The organism is Enterococcus sp. (assembly GCF_032555305.1).
Classification (GTDB): Bacteria; Bacillota; Bacilli; order Lactobacillales; family Enterococcaceae; genus Enterococcus_A.
In genome coordinates this window covers 1-19,619 of the sequence record NZ_JAWGOQ010000029.1, presented here as the reverse complement: position 1 = coordinate 19,619, position 19,619 = coordinate 1, and the positions used below count along the sequence as shown (strand labels likewise).

The 19,619-nt window shown below is 42.7% G+C and carries 16 protein-coding genes and 1 pseudogene; 14 read left to right on the top strand and 3 right to left on the bottom strand.

Going from position 1 to position 19,619, the window contains the following annotated elements; all coding sequences use genetic code 11:
* Positions 1-2: 2 nt before the first annotated feature.
* Both allB and E6139_RS17870 read left to right on the top strand, forming a co-directional pair.
* Positions 3-1,368, top strand: a pseudogene (gene allB, locus E6139_RS17875) (allantoinase AllB).
* Between the two features lie 79 nt (positions 1,369-1,447).
* Entirely contained in the window at positions 1,448-2,695 is a 1,248-nt protein-coding gene (locus E6139_RS17870; protein WP_316404819.1) for an MFS transporter, read from the top strand.
* A 67-nt stretch (positions 2,696-2,762) separates the two neighbouring features.
* Here the strand turns inward: E6139_RS17870 and E6139_RS17865 are convergent, their stop codons facing one another.
* Both E6139_RS17865 and E6139_RS17860 read right to left on the bottom strand, forming a co-directional pair.
* Positions 2,763-4,370, bottom strand: coding sequence for a PucR family transcriptional regulator (locus E6139_RS17865; RefSeq protein WP_316404817.1), 1,608 nt, complete (start codon positions 4,368-4,370; stop codon positions 2,763-2,765).
* 39 nt (positions 4,371-4,409) lie between these two features.
* Positions 4,410-5,168 carry an IclR family transcriptional regulator gene (locus E6139_RS17860; RefSeq protein ID WP_316404815.1) on the bottom strand — a complete coding sequence of 253 codons (759 nt, stop codon included), beginning with the start codon at positions 5,166-5,168 and terminating at the stop codon, positions 4,410-4,412.
* A 178-nt stretch (positions 5,169-5,346) separates the two neighbouring features.
* Here E6139_RS17860 and E6139_RS17855 point away from each other — a divergent pair, with 178 nt between their 5' ends.
* The 10 genes from E6139_RS17855 (at position 5,347) to E6139_RS17810 (ending at position 16,333) form a co-directional block, all read left to right on the top strand.
* Complete coding sequence (locus tag E6139_RS17855; RefSeq protein WP_316404813.1) at positions 5,347-7,017, top strand: thiamine pyrophosphate-dependent enzyme; 1,671 nt, start codon at positions 5,347-5,349, stop codon at positions 7,015-7,017.
* Positions 7,018-7,050: 33 nt separating this feature from the next.
* Positions 7,051-7,953 (top strand): sugar phosphate isomerase/epimerase family protein, encoded by a 903-nt coding sequence (locus E6139_RS17850; protein ID WP_316404811.1) that lies wholly within the window; start codon positions 7,051-7,053, stop codon positions 7,951-7,953.
* Between the two features lie 18 nt (positions 7,954-7,971).
* Positions 7,972-8,928, top strand: a complete 957-nt coding sequence (locus E6139_RS17845) for a D-2-hydroxyacid dehydrogenase (RefSeq protein ID WP_316404810.1) — start codon at positions 7,972-7,974, stop codon at positions 8,926-8,928.
* Positions 8,929-8,951: 23 nt separating this feature from the next.
* On the top strand, positions 8,952-10,094 hold the full coding sequence (locus E6139_RS17840; protein ID WP_316404809.1) for a glycerate kinase: 1,143 nt from the start codon (positions 8,952-8,954) through the stop codon (positions 10,092-10,094).
* Positions 10,095-10,109: 15 nt separating this feature from the next.
* Complete coding sequence (locus E6139_RS17835) at positions 10,110-10,469, top strand: cupin domain-containing protein (RefSeq protein WP_316404808.1); 360 nt, start codon at positions 10,110-10,112, stop codon at positions 10,467-10,469.
* Between the two features lie 539 nt (positions 10,470-11,008).
* A complete protein-coding gene (locus E6139_RS17830) occupies positions 11,009-11,176 on the top strand; it encodes a hypothetical protein (protein WP_316404807.1) in 168 nt (55 codons plus the stop codon).
* Between the two features lie 185 nt (positions 11,177-11,361).
* A complete protein-coding gene (gene cysK / locus E6139_RS17825) occupies positions 11,362-12,291 on the top strand; it encodes a cysteine synthase A (protein ID WP_316404805.1) in 930 nt (309 codons plus the stop codon).
* 230 nt (positions 12,292-12,521) lie between these two features.
* A complete protein-coding gene (locus E6139_RS17820; protein WP_316404804.1) occupies positions 12,522-14,075 on the top strand; it encodes a PTS transporter subunit EIIC in 1,554 nt (517 codons plus the stop codon).
* Positions 14,076-14,105: 30 nt separating this feature from the next.
* Positions 14,106-15,443, top strand: a complete 1,338-nt coding sequence (locus E6139_RS17815; protein WP_316404803.1) for a 6-phospho-alpha-glucosidase — start codon at positions 14,106-14,108, stop codon at positions 15,441-15,443.
* A gap of 104 nt (positions 15,444-15,547) precedes the next feature.
* Complete coding sequence (locus E6139_RS17810; protein ID WP_316404884.1) at positions 15,548-16,333, top strand: MurR/RpiR family transcriptional regulator; 786 nt, start codon at positions 15,548-15,550, stop codon at positions 16,331-16,333.
* 88 nt (positions 16,334-16,421) lie between these two features.
* Here E6139_RS17810 and E6139_RS17805 read toward each other — a convergent pair whose 3' ends face one another.
* Entirely contained in the window at positions 16,422-17,183 is a 762-nt protein-coding gene (locus E6139_RS17805) for a GntR family transcriptional regulator (RefSeq protein ID WP_316404802.1), read from the bottom strand.
* 148 nt (positions 17,184-17,331) lie between these two features.
* Between E6139_RS17805 and E6139_RS17800 the strand changes: the two genes are divergently transcribed.
* Complete coding sequence (locus tag E6139_RS17800; RefSeq protein WP_316404800.1) at positions 17,332-18,375, top strand: zinc-binding alcohol dehydrogenase; 1,044 nt, start codon at positions 17,332-17,334, stop codon at positions 18,373-18,375.
* Positions 18,372-19,355 (top strand): Gfo/Idh/MocA family oxidoreductase, encoded by a 984-nt coding sequence (locus E6139_RS17795; protein ID WP_316404798.1) that lies wholly within the window; start codon positions 18,372-18,374, stop codon positions 19,353-19,355. Before E6139_RS17800 ends, E6139_RS17795 begins: the two co-directional genes overlap by 4 nt.
* Positions 19,356-19,619 lie beyond the last annotated feature (264 nt).

Below are 19,619 nucleotides of genomic sequence, written 5' to 3'. Positions count from 1 at the left end.
GAATGAGTCACGATTTAGTAATTAAGAACGGTCTAGTAATTTTAGAGAGTGGAGAAGTTGAAACAGATGTAGCTGTTAAGGACGGGGTCATCGCTGCGATTGGAAATGATTTAGCTGGAGACAAAGTCATTGATGCTTCTGGTTTAGTTGTGAGTCCCGGGATGTTGGATGCCCATGTGCATATCACTGATCCTGGCGGCGGCTACCGTGATGAATGGGAAGGCTATGTCACAGGGACAGCTTCTTGCGCTAAAGGCGGCGTTACATCATTTATGGAAATGCCTTTGAATCAGGTCCCAGCGACTACGGATGCTGAGAGCTTAAAAATTAAGTACGATGCAGGTAAAAACAAATTACGCTCTGATGTCGGATCATTTGGCGGTTTGACTCCGTTAAATCTTAAAGGCGGGATCCAAGAATTAAATGACGGCGGTGTGGCAGCTTATAAATGCTTCATGGCGACCTGCGGCGATCGCACGATTGATGGCGATTTCATGAACGTAGACGATTACTCTCTCTATGAAGGCATGAAACAAATCGCTGAAACAGGCAAGGTCTTGGCGATCCATGCAGAAAATGCGGCTATTACTGATAAATTAGGCGAAATTGCTTATAAAAATGGCGAAACAACATTGAAGGCTTATGTAGAAAGTCGTCCAGTCTTCACAGAGGTTGAACCAATTCGTCGCGCCATTCTGCTGGCTAAAGAGACAGGCTGCCGGATTCACATTTGTCACGTGGCTTGTCCTGAAGGCGTGGAAGAAGTGACTAAAGCGCGTGCTGAAGGTGTGGATGTAACCTGTGAAACGTGTACCCATTATTTGTACTTCCACACAGATGAGTTGGATGCCATTGGTCCAGTGGTGAAATGTTCACCGCCAATTCGTGATTTAAATACCCGTGAAGCAATGTGGGAAAAATTATTGGCAGGCGAAATTGCCTTTGTAACTTCTGACCATTCTCCATGTACACCGGATTTGAAGGACAAAGAAAATGCCTTTGAAGCGTGGGGCGGTATCTCTGGCGTACAAAAATAATGTAGACGTTATGTACGATGAAGGCGTTCAAAAACGTGGGATGAGCTTGAAAATGTTTGCTGATGTGATTGCGACAAATCCAGCGGATCGTTATGATCTGGATTCTAAAGGCCGGATCAGTATTGGCAAGGACGCGGACTTTGTGTTGATCAAACCGAATGCACCGTACACGTTAAAAGCGGAAGATTTAGAATACCGCAACCAAATCAGTCCTTATATTGGACGTGAAATCGGAGCGCAAGTTGTTCAAACGATTCTGCGGGGCGAAACGATTTACAGCCAAGAGACTGGTGTGACGGCTGAATTCCCAGGTGAGTTCATTAAAAAATAGACAATAATTCATACGATGAGCTGTGCCGAAATCCGGTACAGCTTCATCAAGTTTTTTGATTTAAAGGGAGGACGTAAAAATGGAAGAACAAGTGGATACAAAACGAGCTCCCTATTGGAAGCAGATTATTTTCGTATTAACTGCAGGGTGGATCGTTATCTGGATTTATCGGACGGTTTTAACACCGATTTATCCGATCATTAGTGATTATTTTGGCGGCGCGACAGATGCACAGCTAGGCAATATTTCTAGTTTCTATTTTTTAGGGTATGTCAGTATGCAGATTCCATCAGGATTGCTGGTGGATCGATTTGGCAAGAAAAAAATATTGATTCCCGGTTTCTTACTGTTCGGGCTAGGCACACTATTCGTGGCGGCGGCTTCGAATCTGTCGCTGGTCTTTGTCGGTAGTGTTTTAGCGGGCTTGGGCTGCGGAACGTATTATGGCGTGGCATATTCCTTGACTACCGAGTATGTTCCAGCGGATAAGAAAAGCTTAGCTACAGCAATCGTTAATAGCGGGACAGCGGTCGGCAGCGGACTAGGTCTGGTTTCCTCCAGCTTTTTAGTAGGAGAAGGGGTACTGCCTTGGCAATATCTATTAGTTGCGACAGCCGTATTAATCGTCGTTATGCTGGTGGTGTTCAGAAAAGTTATTCGAGGGGAAAAAATCGTTAAACAGGAGCCTGCTACAGTGAAGACTGACAGTTCCATTAAGGATTTGTTCAAGCTGCCTATGATCGCGGCCTATATTCTGTACTTTTCTACTTTGTATACCTATTACTTAATTGATACCTGGCTGCCTAATTTTTTAGAAACGGAACGTGGTTTTCAAGGGACATCAATCGGTGTGGCGTCTTCCTTAGTCTTCTTTACGGCAATTCCTGGGGCATTGCTCTTTAGTCGCGTGGCGGATAAAATTCCTCATAAAAAAACAACGATCATCATTCTGTTAGAAATATCTGCTGCGGCTGTCTTGTTCTTGACCATTACGACCTCGAATCAAACGTTCTTGATCATCGGGATTATGATGTATGGCTTCTTAGGAAAACTTGCGGTAGAACCGATCATTATTTCTTGGCTGGGACAATTCGCTCCCAAGAAGAGTATCGCCACGACCTATGGGGTCTTTAACTTTTTTGGAATGTCCGCTTCTGTGATCGTTCCCTCAGTGACGGGGTTCATTTCCGATACGACAGGGACAAAGGTTTATGCCTTTTATTTAGCGATAGGGATCATTTTCTTCGGGACTTTCATCTTTTACTTAATTAATAAAGTCTGCCAAAAGAAGGAAGCAGAAGCTGAAATAACTGAACAAAGCTGCTAATACACGAGAGAAAAGACTGCTATTTCGAAAATCGAGATAGCAGTCTATTTATGTTGTTTTATATCGTTTAACCTGCATCCGGCTCCGATAAAAATAGGGCTACTCGCAGCTGCAAAGAAAATTCTGAATCATTAATGGCATTGTTTAGCAGTTCCTCACATTTTTTGATTCGATATTTGACCGTATTTCGATGAATGAAAAGCATCTCCGCTGTTTTGGTGATCTCACATTGCATATCAAGGTAGGTCATCAGTGTATTTCTTAAATCCTTATCCTGCTCGTTATCAGGATAGGCGAGATTTTTTAAAATTGAAATACAAAAGTAGCGCATATCCTCATTTGAGACATTTTCGGTGATGCGTTTAATGCCTTGAATTTTATTGTAGGAGACAAATGCATTCTTGTCCTCTGATTCCTCTAACGCCTGTTTACTCTCCGTATAAGAAAAATGGAGCAGATCAATATTATTGACTGGATCACCAATGCCAAAGCGGGCATAGACACCGAACAATGATAGAAGCTGCTCGTGGACCTCCTCCAAAATAGGCAATATCTCACTCTTTTTCTGGATCACAAAAACCCATTGATTCAAATGCTCGGTTGGGAACAGCATGATATTTTCGTACTTCTCCTCAACATGCTGGAATAGATAATCATAAGTCAAAGCATCGATTTCTTTCGCATAAAAGTGTTGATCCTTTTTGATAAGGGATTCTATGTAGACGACGCGGTAATAGTTAGAGTTCAGATTCGGAAAATGCCGTTTGTATTCTAACCAATCCGTATCTCCCAAGGCTGTTTTACGATTTAGCAAGTAGGTTAGAAAGCTCCTGCGCTCGGCTCGCTTTTCATTTAGCAAGGTCTGTTCCTTATAAAGCGCCAGTGTTAAAACGGTCAAGGACTGCTGAATGGCAAATTGTGAGAAGGGATAGGGCAGCTCATCTGGATCAAAAATTACAAGCATATAGGGCAGATAGCGATCCGAACTAAGGGGGAAAATACTGATCAGCATTTTTTTCTGGCCCAATTCAAGCAGTAGTTGCTCGCGACGCTTATTTTTTTGACAGTCCCGGATTTTTTCCAAAAGAACCGCTTTTTGTTTTTTCGGCATTTCAAGCTTGGAGTATTGCATTTGAGAGCTGGCGACTTCGCCAAAAGGGTCAATCAATAAGACTGATTGCTTGATCATCGAGCTGAGCTCTTTCATTAATGTATCAACCGAAGCGCCGCGGATCATCAAGTTGACGAACTTTTGCTGAATCTCCAGAGCGTAAAAGATCTGCTCTGTTTGATCATGCCAAAGAAAACTAAGCAGCATATGGGAAATATCGCCGAGCTGATGACTGACTGGAATTTGTAAAATCGGAAAATTCAACTCGTCCGCAACGGCTAAAACCTTGGGATCAATTGCTTTTAAATATCGCCCGATTTTGATCGCTAATCCAGCGGAGGGCACTTTAGCCAGCGAGCGTACCAAATTACATAGTCCATCCGTATCATCGCGAAAGGCCATAGCTGTCGTTACCAACAAGGCATTTTTTTGAATGTAGTAGGAAACGTCCGGTGTTTCAAAAATTTCGATCGTATCCAAGGGACGCTCCAAGTCAGCATGTTTGTTTAGTAATGATAGTTCTGAAAAGCGGGGGGTCTGAAGGATCTCTTTTATTGACGTCATATTTTTCTCCTATTTTTGAGTTGCGGTTAGACCGGCTGCCTACAAGTGGAAATTTTTTGTTGCGTTTTGCAAAATTTGGACTGTCGTTTTGATTTTTTCCTTGGTAGCACGAATGGTCGGCATCGAAACACTGAGTGTGGCAATCACATTTCGTTTTTGATCCAGCAAAGGAATAGCGACACATTTGACACCAATTTCACATTCTTCATCATCCATTGAAAAGCCTTGTTTATTGATCCGTACAAGTTCCTTTTGCAGCCTTTCTTCGGTAGTGATCGTTTTTTTGGTTAGAGATTGTAATTGAATTTGCGCCAAGTAGTGATCAAGCTCCTTATCAGTCATGTTTGCCAAATATAGCTTTCCGGCACCTGTGCAATACAACGGCGCCCGTTTGCCGATTTTTTGGGTAACATTCAAAAGGTTATCTTGGCTGTCGATCGATTCAACATAGACTAATTCCTGATTGTCACAAATAGACAAACAAGTTGCTTCATTGAGCTCCGTGGAAATTTGCTGCATGTAAGGTCGAACCAATGAAACAAGCTCGTGATTAATTGCCGCACTGCTGCTCAGCAATTTAAATTTTAAACTCAAGGAATAATCAGCGTTTTTTTGATTTTGCTGAACGTATCCCATCGTCATTAGCGTATAGAGCAGCCTAGATGCGGTTGCTTTTGGGATGTTCGTTTGTTTTGAAATGTCATTCAACGACATTTCATCATCGGCTGCTGTCATGAGTTCAATGATTGCGAAGGTTTTTTGGACGGAGTGATTGATCTTTAATTGCTTTTCTTCCATTTTTTAAAGGCTCCTTTGTTCATTCACTAAATTCTTCTTTTGTTCATTTCGGACAAATCAAATTTTGGGGTGACAAAAATACACCGCTTCCATTGTTGGGCTATTGCTCACATGGTAACATGCAATAAAGTGAAACGCAATATCACATAGTGAAATAGAAAAGAAAGAAGGAATGGATATGAAAGCAGCAGATGCGATTGTTCAGATTATGGTAAAGGAAGGAATCACCGATGCCTTTGGGATTCCGGGGGCAGGGATCAACCCTGTATACAAATATTTAGAAGATGCGCCAATTGAACATTTTTGTATGCGCCATGAAGAAGCGTGTATGCACGCGGCAGATGGTTATTACCGTGCTTCCCACAAAATTAGTGCAGCACTTTGTACATCAGGACCTGGGGCAACCAACTTTGTTACCGGATTGTACACAGCCAATATTGATTCGATTCCAGTCTTGGCAATCACTGGTCAAGCCAACAGCTGGCAAATGCAGCAGGATGCTTTCCAATGTGTTGACATGGAGAGTATTGCTAAAACCGTTTGTAAAAAAGTTTTCTGTGTTTTAGACGCTAAAAAAATTCCTGAGATCATGCAGGAAGCCTTCTATCTAATGCGTAATGGCAAACCTGGTCCAGTTTTGCTGGATCTGCCGCTGGATATCCAACAAACAGAGATTGAGTTTGATATTGACAGCTATCAACCAGCCGCCAACGATACGGTGAAGCCAGAAACAGCTGAAATTAAGCAAGCGATAGACATGATTCAAAAAGCTAGCGCACCGATTATCGTCATGGGCGGGGGCGTGATTCTGTCTCATGCGGAAAAAGAACTGATTGAATTTGCGGAGCTGCTAGAAATCCCTGTAATCACTACTTATATGGCGAAAGGCGGATTGCCGGAAGAGCACCCGTTAAACGCGGGGCATGCGGGTATTCAAGTCGGTCAACCGATCGGGAATAAATATTTCTTGGACTCTGATCTTGTAGTAGGGATCGGGAATCGCTTCACTGATCGCCACACAGGCAATTTGACTGTTTATCGTGAAGGCCGTCAATTCATTCATATCGACATTGAAAAAGGACAAATCGGAAAAGTCTTTGATCCAGAACTAGGAATCGTTTCCGATGCGAAAGAAGCATTGACAGCATTGATCGCTGAAGCAAAAGCGCGTGGGGCGAAATCAATCAATTCTAAGCGAGCAGCTGATCTGCCGGCTACCAGAAAAGAGTTAGCGCGTAAAACAGATTTTGACAGCAAGCCAATGATGCCGCATCGGGTCTTCCATGAAATGAATGCTGCATTCGACGATTCAACCATGTTTACGGCTGGCTGCGGGATTACACAAATCTGGAGTGGACAACTACAAAAAATCAACCGTTCGCGCCGTTATTTGCCATCAGGCGGAGCTGGAACATTAGGTTATGAAATACCTGCTGCTTTTGGTGCGAAGGTTGCTGATCCAGCAGCACATTCTGTTACTGTCTTGGGTGATTTCGGCTTTACCTTCATGGGTGAAGAGATCGCTGTCGCTGCTGCCTTCAAGAAACCGATTATTGTAATCATCGTTAACAATGCTTACCTCGGCTTGATTCGTCAAAACCAAAAAGGGGCTTACGGCTTTGAGTATGCGGTAGATATGCCTTACAACCAAGACGGAACGATGGATTATGTGAAGGTCGCTGAAGGCTTCGGCTGTGTCGGTGAACGGGTCTTCACACCAGATGAGCTGAAGGGCGCGATTGATCGGGCGAAAGCATCGGGCAAAACATATGTGATCGATGCAATTTGTAAACCGGAACAATTGTGTGATATGGGAAATGCCTTGGACAATGTGAAATCATTTGTTTAAAAGACGATCAATTAAAGAAAGAGAGTGACGAAGATGAGAGAAAGTATTCATAAATATTTTGATATGGGATTGATCCAGTGGATGAGCTATCCGCCGCAAAAATACCCGCTATTAGATACCTTGACGAAAGTATCACGAGATCCTTACTTCAACGCGATCGAAATGACGCAAGTAAAAGAAGACAAAGAGCGTGAGGACGCGCGAGATATTTTGGCTCAAAGCCATATGCGTGTGTGCTACGGAGCGCAGCCGCGTTTATTGGGACCGGGATTGAATCCAAATGCGATTAATGAGGAAGATCGTCTGATGGCGGAGCAGACATTATTAGAAGCGATTGACGAAGCAGAATATTTGGGCGCCAAAGGGATTGCCTTCCTTTCAGGAAAATGGGAAGCGGCGACGAAAGAAGAGGCTTATCAGCAGCTATTGAAAACAACCCGTAACCTGTGTACCTATGCTGCGAAAAAGAACATGATGATCGAACTAGAGATCTTCGATTATGACATGGATAAATGTTCGTTGATTGGACCAGCGCCATTAGCTGCACAATTCGCGGCAGATGTTTGCTTAACCCATAATAACTTTGGTCTGATTGTTGATTTGTCTCATTTCCCGACAACCTATGAAACAAGTAAATTTGTCATTCAATGTACAAAACCATATATCACGCATCTGCATATTGGCAATAACGTTGTTACGGAAGGCTGTGAAGCCTATGGCGACCTGCATCCCCGATTTGGCTATCCCAACAGTGCCAATGATGTACCAGAATTACTGGACTTTTTCCAAGTACTGAAGGACGAAGGCTTCTTAGATGCAAAATCCCCGATGGTCTTGTCCTTTGAGGTTCAGCCAAGACCAGATGAAGATGGAGATATCATTGTCGCGAATACCAAACGAGTGATTGAACGCGCTTGGGCATTATTAGAAGACTAGAGAGAAGGGAAGATTCGTATGAAAATCGTCGTATTAGATGGCTATACTGAAAATCCTGGCGACTTGAGCTGGGAGGCGTTAGGCCGCTTAGGAGATTTGACCGTTTACGATCGGACACCGCAAGAACAAATTCTTGAACGGATCGGAAATGCTGAAATCATCTTAGTAAACAAAGTGCAAATGACCAAAGAAATCATCGAAGCAGCAGCTAGTGTGAAATATATCGGCGTTTTAGCAACCGGCTATAACGTAGTCGATGTCGCTGCCGCTAAAGCGAACGGAATCACAGTGACTAATATTCCAACCTATGGAACAGACGGCGTGGCTCAATATGCCATCGGGTTACTATTAGAATTGTGTCACCGCATCGGCGATCATTCCAACACGGTGCATGCTGGCGATTGGACCAATAATGCCGACTGGTGCTATTGGAACTCGCCACAAATGGAGCTGGCTGGCAAAACGATCGGGATCATCGGCTATGGTCGGATTGGCCAAAAAGTCGGCGCGATCGCCAAAGCCCTAGGGATGAAGGTAATCGCTAATGACAGAAGCCATACAGAAGGAATTTTTGCGGGAGCTAGAATGGTGGACTTGGATCAATTATTTAAGGAATCAGACGTGATTTCATTGCATTGTCCACTATTCCCAGAAACGGAAGGTATGATCAATAAAGACAATATCGCGAAAATGAAGGATGGCGTTTATATCATCAACGATTCTCGAGGCCAATTGATCAATGAAGCAGATTTACGGGATGCCTTGAATAGCGGAAAAGTAGGCGGCGCAGCGGTGGATGTCGTTTCGACCGAGCCGATCAAAATGGACAATCCATTGTTAGCGGTGAAGAACATGATCATCACACCCCATATGGCTTGGGCTTCTCGTGAAGCGCGTTCTCGCTTGATGGATATTGCAGTGGAGAATGTCGAGAAATTCCAACAGGGTAACCCTGTAAATGTTGTTAATGCTTAAGTGATGAAAAGGGGGAGATCGGCATGAAAATAGTCATCGCGATGGACTCCTTCAAGGGCAGCGCCAGCTCGTTAGAAGCTGGAGCTGCCGTAAAAAAAGGAATCCAAGCTGGAATGAGTGAATCTCAAGAGATCGAGATTTTACTTGTAGCTGACGGCGGAGAAGGAACAGTCGAAGCCTTCATCGCAGGTACTTCTGGTTCCATCAAGACAGAAACAGTAACCGGACCCTTGGGAAAACCAATCAAAGCGACATATGGTCTGTTAGAAGATAAGGCAATCCTCGAAGTTGCGGAAACATCAGGGATCATGCTAGTGAAAAAAGCAGAGCTGAATCCTTGGCAAGCGACGACTTATGGCTTGGGAGAATTGCTGAGGACGCTGATCAAAAAAGGACAAAGAAAATTTCTGATCGGCTTAGGCGGCAGTGCGACAAATGACGGTGGTATGGGGATGCTTCAGGCTTTGGGTTACCGCTTCTTGAAGAAGAATGGCGAGGAAATTTCTCGAAGCGTTTGTGATATGAAACACATGGCGTTGGTTGACGATTCGCAGGTGCCGGATGAATTGCAGCAGTGTCATTTTACTATAGCCAGTGATGTGACGAATCCTCTATGTGGGGAGCAGGGAGCAACCGCGATCTACGGTCCGCAAAAAGGCGTCAAACAGACTGATATTGCTAAGCTCGATGCTTCATTGCAGCATTTTGCCAAGATTACAGAGGATTATTTGAAAAAAGATTTTTCTCAAGCAGCTGGGGCTGGTGCAGCTGGAGGATTAGGCTTTGCGATTCTTGCTTACTTAAAGGGAGAGGTTCATTCAGGTTTTCAACTATTGTCAGCAGAGAAGCAGTTTGAGGAAAAAATCAAAAATTCCGATCTTGTCATTACTGGGGAAGGCAGATTAGATGCCCAGTCTGTGATGGGGAAAGTTCCCTCTGCTTTAGCAAAGATCACGCAAAGGTACAACAAACCATTGATTGCGATCGCTGGCAGTACTTCCGAGGATGCCTATCAATGCAACGACTGCGGAATTGATGCTTTTTTCTCGATCATCCACAGCATAGGAACAGAAGCAGAACTTTTACAGCCTGCTACTACAAAAGAAAGTATTCGACAAACAGCCGAACAACTATTTCGCTTTTACCAAAGAATGAAGGCGCTTTAAGGAAGGATGATTAGTATGTCAAAATCAAAAATTGAGGAAAGACTGTTTAAAGTAGAAGAAGTTGCTTGCTTTGATCCAGCAGAAGGCAAAAAGAGTTTCTTCTATGAAACGGAAAAGACTGCCGGCGCCTTGTGGTGTTTGGAACCTGGTCAGACCGTCTTCAATCATTCCCACACCACCTCAGACGATCTGTGGATTTGTATTCAAGGAACCGGAACCTTTTATCCGGGGTATGGTGAAGAGGTGGAAATCACGGAAGGCGACTTGATTATTTCCCGTCCCGGTGAGCAGCATGGCATGAAGAATACAGGGGATGAGCGGTTCATTTTTGTCGGAGTAGCGGGACCGCACCCAATGGATTTGATTAAACATTAAAATAGTTCAAAGAGAGGATACAGAACTTTTGGTTTAAAAAAAGTTCTGTATCTTTTAATGATTTTAGTCAGTTACAAAATAAATAAGAAAACAAAGAGCAGGGATCGAAATCGAGATAGCATAAGTAAAAGAAGGTTACGGCGGGCCATTTAAAATGAAGAAAAAGAAATAAGGTAACGAGCGATGAGCGTCTGGTAATCTTTTAGAAAGCTCCATTACGAAGTAAACGAGCAGTGATCACTTCTAGAAGAATTAAACATCCACTCGTTTTCACGGGTGGATGGATTTACTGCGTACCTAACTGTTTAAAATAACAGAAAAACGATGGTCGTTAATTAGTAGTCTTCATCAAGCGTATGTTTCAATGCGTTCCACGAGTTCATTAGTAGCCGGTCATCCATGGACAGCCATTTCTTGCTTGTCTATCTCGTCACAGGCACCATTGTTGTTTCCGTGCAGTTTCGTATTGTACAATAAAATAAATTGACGGACAGGAATAAATACGATGGTTAACACGTTTCTTATAATTGGAGGTCAATATGAAGAATCTACTAGCTGCAGGATTTTTGTTTGTGGGCGGTGCGATCCTTATGACAGTGTCTGAACTTGGACAGATCGTACCATTTCTTGGTGCGGCTTGCGCGCTGATCGGCGCAGGCATGTTGATATATGATGTGTTCAGTAATAACGGCAAATACGACAACTAATTCAAAACGATAGAATATACACATCTGGCTCAATCTTCTAATGCGGAGATTGAGCTATTTTTGTGTGTTTAATCTGAGGTCATAGCTAAAATCAATGACCAGCCATAAAAAAGGGGAATTAGTAAAAACTGACGAAAAAAAGGTATAGTTGATTCACAAAGAAGAAACGAATAGGGGGAATCAATATGGCAAAAATTTATCAATCCATTTTAGAAACGATCGGTGAGACGCCGATTGTAAAGCTAAACAAGCTTGTACCAGAAGATAGCGCGGAGGTTTATGTGAAGCTGGAATTTTTCAATCCTGGCGGCAGTGTCAAGGATCGTATCGCTTTAAATATGATTGAAGCAGCTGAAAAAGCAGGAGAATTAAAGCCGGGAGATACGATCGTGGAACCTACTAGCGGGAATACCGGTGTTGGATTGGCAATGGTTGGAGCGGCTAAGGGGTATCCGGTCATTATTGTAATGCCCGACACGATGAGTATCGAACGGAGAAAGCTGATTCAAGCGTATGGAGCGACCTTGATCTTGACGCCAGGAGCTGAAGGAATGAAGGGTGCTATCGCAAAGGCGACCGAATTAGCCAGTCAAGACAGATTCTTCTTACCATTACAGTTCAACAATCCAGCAAATGCTGAAGCCCATCGCGAAACGACCGCAAAGGAGATTCAAGCAGCATTTGGAGATACTGGTCTGGATGCCTTCGTCGCAGGGATCGGAACTGGTGGAACGATCACAGGAGCAGGTCAAGAGCTTAAGCGAGCAAATCCAGCACTAAAAATCTATGCAGTAGAGCCCGAAGAATCACCCGTCTTAAAAGGCGGTGCACATTCACCACATAAAATCCAAGGGATCGGCGCTGGCTTCGTGCCAGAAATATTAGATACAACGATCTATGATCAAGTGCTTTCTGTTCCCAGCGAAACAGCGTTGGAAACGGCGAGAGAAGTAGCTGCTAATGAAGGAATCTTGGTCGGTATTTCAGCCGGAGCAGCCATTCATTCAGCGCTCGAAGTCGCTAAGGAATTAGGAGCGGATAAAAAAGTATTGGCGATCGTGCCGGATAATGGGGAGCGTTATTTGTCGACGGCGCTGTATCAGTTTGATGATTAGAAATGTTTCTACAATTGAATAACTGAAAGATGATTAACACAGCTAAACCACTCTTAGACATAAATGGAGGGTTTAGCTGTTTTTGTTATTGAAAAATGAATTGTTTCATTTTTGGTTCCTATCCGTGGACTTGGGTCCAAAGAGCTGGAGAGATATTGTAACTGGTTTCAAATGTTGTTAATCTAGGGTCAAGAGATACGTATACTCAATAAAACGAATGGAGAGAAATAATGAAAAGTAAATTTTCTCAGACGATGCAGGACTTTTCCAGAGCGGTAATCGTTCCAGTCAAGTTCATGGCGGTAATGGGGTTGTTCTTGGCAGTTTCTGTTATTTTACAATTAGAGTTTATGCCGACTGTCTTGCAGACTTTCGGTGGCTTGATCAAGACGATGATGGACAGCATGTTGAATAATTTGGCCTTGATATTTTGTGTCGGTATCACAGCCTCTTTAGCAAAAAAGAAGAAAGTGGAAGCAGCTCTTATCTCATTAATCGCATTTTTATTCTTTTTGGCTGCTAACAATGCTTGGTTGACGCTGACTAATCAATTAGCTGAAGCCGGTGAAATGGGGCTTTTCGGAACAGGGCAGGCGGTTGTTTTAGGCTTCCAGGTCGTTGACATGAATGTCTTTTTAGGGATGTTCGTAGGGTGTCTCGTAGCGTTTATTCACAATCGTTTTTCTGATAAGGAGTTTGTCGATTTCCTGAGTATTTACGGCGGTTCGCGCCTCTCCTTCATGATTCTGATCCCAATTATTTTAGTAACGGCGATCGGCATGAGCTATATTTGGCCGGTAGTGAATAGCTGGATCTCGTCCTTGTCTGGTTTTATTTTGACGACAGGACTACTCGGTGTCTTTATTTACTCCTTTGGAAATCGTTTCTTGATCCCAACTGGTTTGCATCACTTATTATGGATGCCGTTTTGTTTTACTGCTTTAGGCGGAACCGCGAAGATCGGCGGTCAAGTCTATAATGGCGCAGCGAATATTTTCTATGCGGAGATGGCGAATGCTGGAACGATCACAAGTTTAGACCCGTCCTTACGTTTTGCGACCTTTGGTTTTGTAAAAATATTCGGCTCAGTTGCAGTGGCTTTAGCATTGATCCATTGTGCTAAAAAGTCCCGTAAAGATGAAGTAAAGGGGATGATCCTGCCTTCCATGTTTGTTTCAGCAGTGGCAGGTATCACTGAGCCGATCGACTTTACCTTCTTGTTCGTTTCACCATTATTGTGGCTGGTGCATAGTTTATTGACGGCTGTTTCAGAGACGATCCTTTGGGCGATCGGTGCCAGAACGTATATGCTCTATGGCTTAATCGACACCTTTGTTTCAAATTCCGTATTCAGTCCGTCGGTTACGAAGTTTTATCTAGTAATTATCGTTGGACTAATCATGTCGGTGATCTGGTATTTAATTTTCGTAACATTGATCAATAAATTGAACATTAAAACACCGGGACGAGAGGATGATTTAGCAGCAGAACTCGTTTTGGAAAATGTTCCAAATGGAGAACTAGCAGCTGCTGGTAATAATGACTTTGATTTAGTCGTTGCTGGTTTAGGCGGAAAAGAAAATATCGAAAGTATTTCCAATTGCTTCACTAGATTAAGAGTGACGGTCAAGGATCAAACTTTAGTCGATTCTGCCCAGTTAGAAAAGATCTCCCAGCAAAAGGGTGTGGTCTTAAATGGCACGAATGTTCAAGTCATTATCGGCATGGGCGTGCAAGTATTCAAAGAAGATATCTGCGAAAGACTAGGGATGAGTGAGTCATAGAAGTTTGAACGCAGCGAAAGGAAGAGAAAAATGAAGTTGGAAAAACAGTCAGTTGTAATTGCAGGCGGAGGAAGTACCTATACCGCGGGGATCGTCATGATGCTCATAGAAAACCAAGACAAATTCCCTTTGCGGAAGTTGAAATTTTACGATAATAATGAAGAACGGCAAAGTATTGTCGCGAAAGCCTGCGAGGTGATCGTTAAAGAACGTGCGCCAGAGATCGAGTTTTTAGCCACCACTGATCCTGAAGAAGCCTTTACCGATATTGATTTTGTGATGGCTCATATTCGTGTCGGCGGCTTGTCGATGCGTGAGAAGGATGAAAAGATTCCGTTGAAATATGGTGTAGTAGGGCAGGAAACCTGTGGGCCTGGCGGCATGGCTTATGGCATGCGCTCGATTCCAGGCGTGGTGGAGCTAATTGACTACATGGAAAAATATTCGCCGAATGCGTGGATGCTGAATTATTCAAATCCAGCCGCCATCGTGGCAGAAGCAACTCGGAGAATGCGTCCGAATGCGAAAATCATAAATATTTGTGATATGCCGGTTGCAATCAAGAAATCTATTGCGGATATTGTTGGGCTTGAAAACGAAAGCGAAATTGTTGATCGTTATTATGGCTTGAACCATTTTGGCTGGTGGACCGAAATGACCGATAAACAAGGCAATGACCTTATGCCGAAATTAAAAGAACATCTTGCAAAATACGGCTATGCTGCATCTAAAGGCAAAGAAAATCCATTGCTGGAAGAAACCAGCTGGATGGATACCTTCCAAAAAGCAAAAGACGTCTTTGCAGTCGATCCAACAACCGTTCCAAACACGTACCTAAAATATTACTTATATCCTGACTATGTCGTTGACCATGCGAATCCCAATTATACGCGTGCCAACGAGGTAATGGACAATCGTGAGAAGAATGTTTTTGCCGAATGCGAAAGGATTGCAGCAGCTCAAACGGCGGAAGATACAACGATCGAAGCAGGGGAGCATGCAGAATTTATCGTTCAATTAGCTGGCGCTCTAGCCTACAATACCTATGAACGGATGCTCTTAATTGTCAAAAACGAAGGGGCGATCGCCAATTTGGACGATGATGCAATGGTGGAAGTGCCTTGTCTTGTCAGCAAACGCGGTTATGAACCACTATGTATGGGTAAAATTCCGCACTTCCAAAAGGGTATGATCGAGCAGCAAGTGGCGGTAGAAAAATTGGTCGTAGATGCCTTTGAAGAAAAATCCTATCAAAAATTATGGCAGGCGATGACGCTTTCCAAGACCGTACCTTCAGCAGCAGTTGCGAAACAGATCTTAGATGAAATGATCGAAGCAAATGGTACTTGGTGGCCTGAATTAAACTAGTTTTTAGAGCATTAATGATGTCGAAGATCATTAATGCTCTTTTCCAGCTTGAGTATCTATGGAATATTATGTAAGGTGAAAGAAACTATTAAGGAGGGATGAAGTTGCTTTTTTCCGATATTGTTAATCAGAACTATGAGATGCTTAATGACGTAGACATTCAGATGGTCAAATACATCAATGCGCACCCAAAAGAGCTGGCAACGATGGGAACCAATGAGTTTGCGAAAATCTGTCATTCCTCAAAATCATCCGTGATTCGTTTTACGCAGAAGCTGGGATTTACTGGCTTTAGTGAATTGCGCAACTTTTTGAAGTGGCAGAACAATCCAAATGATACCGGGGAAGATGCTGTCTTTAAGAAAAGAATTTTTTCAGATGCTGAACGAACCATCCGCTACCTTGAAGAGAATAACTGGGAAAGTATTTATCAAGCCTTAGAAAACAGTAGAAATGTCTATCTGCTGGGAACAGGCGTCACACAACAGAATCAAGCAGCAGAATTGCAGCGCTTGCTGCTGCTGATCGGAAAACCCGCGCAAATGATCCCAGCCTCCTCACAATCAAACGAGTTTAAGCGGATCATCGAAAATATTACTAAGGACGATCTGATCTTTGTCTTTTCCTTATCCGGAGAAAATCAGCATCTTCTGAATGTGTTGAATGTTCTCTCGACCTATCATTCAACGATTGTTTCAATCACCAACATGCAAAATAATCTGTTGTCTGGCAGATCCGACTATTCACTTTACGCTTCAAGCAGCCGCAGCCCTAATCCCAACGATTGGTGGTTGCAAACTTCCTCGTCATTTTTCCTGTTGATCGAGGCCTTTGCCTTTGGTTATGTCGATTATTGCAGAAGAAAAGAGTCCAATGGTAATTCAGACTGATCGTAAATTTTTTTTCAAAAATACTTAACAAAAAGAAAGCGAACGCGCATATTTCTTTCCATTTGGAAAGTATATGCGCGTTCGCTCTTTATTCAATTTCCTCCGCATTAAGCACATTGTTAAAGGACTGCGGCGCCGGCAGCATGATTTGATAGGCGTACTTACTGCCGACGTAATAGGTTTCTTCAAATTGAGCCGGTCGTCCATCATTTAAAGTGCTGTATAATGATAACTTAAGACAAGGGTCCTTGCTGGATATCTCTAAGTATTTCGCGTTCTTTTCAGTCAAATAACCAACTTCGAATTCCTGTGTAGCGTTACCTAATTTGAAGTCATATTTATTCTCTAAAAGATCATAGAGCGATTCGTTTTCCATATCCTCTAACGTGGTCCAATAGAAAATTTCTGGTATTAGATAGGAAATGCTCAAACACAATAATTCACCGTCAACGATGCGTAGTCTTTTTAGCAGAATCACATTTTTATCCGTCGGTAGGTTGAAAAAGTTTGCCATCTTCAAAGGAATTTTAACACTGGAGGTTTCTAGTACCTTGGTTTCTAGCTTCAGCTGCTTTTCTTTCATTCGATCTGTGAAACTAGCGAGCTGAGAAACGCCTTCTGAAAGTTGTTTGCCTTTGACAAAGGTTCCTTTGCCCTGGATGCGGTAAAGATAGCCTTCTGCGACTAATTCGTTGATCGCTCGCGTGACAGTGATTCGACTGACGTTGTACTTTTTGCATAGCTTTGCTTCGGATAAGACTTTGTCTCCAGCGTTTAATTCTTTGGTTTGGATCGCTTTTATGAGATCATTTTTGATTACGTTGTATTTGAAATTTTGGGTCGTTGTCATTTTATTCACCAACTTTATTCTTAAATAGCAGATAAGTCAACTTGTAAAGTTGATATATCATTATTGGTCTATTAATAGCATATTGACGGACTTCTAACAACGTGTTACGCTTCTGATAGAATATGTCGATATATCAACTTTTGAGAAGGTGATCGAAATTTTAGCTAAAAGTGTTGTGATCAATGGTGTTAAGGATGTCCGTTTAGTAGAGGAGCGGATCGATCCAGAGGCCATTTCAGCGGGAGAATGTTTGATCGAGAGTGACGTTTCTTTGATTAGTGCTGGAACCGAATTGTCGCGGGTATTTGGGTTGAAAAAAGGAGCAGTCTATCCTGTTCGACCCGGCTATTGCTCTGTCGGCAGGATTTTGAAGACTGGTGTTGATATAGCAGGATTTGAGATTGGTGACAGGGTTCTTTTTAATGGACCTCACAGCAGCTTGCAGTTTTACGATCCTAAGAAAAGTGACGGAGGAGTCCTGTTTAAACTGAAGGAAGAGACAACGCCAATCGAAGGGTCCTTTTTGATGATGTGCTGGATCGCTATGAATGGGATTTTACCAGCGGATGTCAAACTGGGAGATACGGTCGCAATTCTAGGTATGGGTACTTTAGGCTTGATCCTTTCGATTTATTACAAGCAAATGGGTGTCGAAGTCATTGCTTTGGAACCAGTCGAACATCGCGCGGAGCAGGCGCAAGCAATAGGCGTGAGTCATGTGGTTCATTGTGCGCCAAAGGATCAGTACGAAGAAGTGATGAAGCTGACTGAGAATAAAGGTGTTAACATTGTTGTTGAAGCGACTGGTTTTTCTGAAAGTATCGAGACGGCAATAAAAATTGCTGGCAAGTATGGGCAAGTAATCTTGCTGGGATCGCCGCGAACCGAATATGTAACGAATGCTACGGATTCCTTCAACGCGATTCATACAAAAATGCTGACGGTCATCGGGGCGTTTAACCGCAGATATCCTTATGAGGAAAAAGAAGGATCGCGTCTATCGATTCAACGGAATCTAAAAGATATCGAGAGCCTATTAAACAAAAAAATCATTGATGTCAATCAATTTATCAGCCATGTCATTACTCCAACCGAAGAAAATTTAATGACGGCTTATGATGGGTTGATGAACAAAAAAGAAGAGTATACCGGTGTCATCATCGATTGGAAGAAAGAGGGGAAATCAAGTTGAAATTTGGCATAATTGGAACAAATTTTGTATCAGATTTTTTTATGGTAGGTGCCGCACAAGTCGAAGAATGTGAAGTTGTCGCTGTTTGCGGAACTTCGCTGGCTAAGGCTAAGAACTATGGAGAAAAATTCGGAATCGCGCATCATTTTGATTCTTATCAGAAAATGTATGAATCAGAGCTAATCGAGGCGGTTTATATTGCTGTTCCTAACAGTCTTCATCACGCTATTGCCACTTATTTTTTAGAAAAAGGTATACCAACTTTTTGTGAGAAACCATTAGCCGCGAATGCTGATGAAGTAAAGGATTTGATTGAATGTGCTAGGGAAAATAATACCTATTTACAAGAGGGCTTGATCCCACTATACAATCCTAACTTTCAAATTTTGCGGGATAATTTGAATTTAGTCGGTAAAATTCGTCAAGTAAATCTGAATTTTTCCAAGTATTCTTCTAGATATGATGCCTATTTAGCTGGTGAAAATCCTACGACCTTCAGAAATGAGCTAGCTAATGGTGCTACGATGGATTTAGGCGTCTATGTTGTGGCTGATTGTGTCGGGCTTTTTGGAAAACCGGATAAGGTTCTCAGCACCGCTTCACTGCTTGAGACAGGTGCCGATGTCGCTGGTTCAAGTATTTTAAGCTATGACGGTTTCAATGTCTCGCTGAATTATTCGAAGGCCAGTGACACGGTCAATACCTGTGAAATCTGCGGTGAGTTAGGGCAGCTGTTGATCGATCAGCCAAGCCAGCCGCAAAAAATCACGTTTATTGAAAGAAAAACCGGTAAAAGAACCGAGTTAGGTGTTTCTCCGAAAGAGAACTTCTCTTATGAGATCGCTGATATGGTCCAACAGGTTAAGAAGGGCGAAATCGAATCAACCAAAGTCCCATTCGAAACCAGCCTGATCATTCATGAGACGTTGACTCAGATGAGGAAGCAAGCAGGAATCATTTTTCCGATGGATGATTTTTAAAGAAAAAACCATTATCACGCTTTTAAAATAGCTGAAAAGCCGAATGATCCTCCGCTATCAAAATCGATAGTGAACGGGTCAGTCGGCTTTTTTGTATCGAGAAAATGAAAAGTAGTTGTTGTCAAAAATATTTTTTTTGCTAAAAAGATAGAGTTATTTTAAGCGGTTTCATGGATTATAATATAAGAGGAGTTAGTTTTTAAAACAATAAAATGGAAACGTATTCTTAGGAGGAGAAACTTTATGAAATCACAATCATTGTCG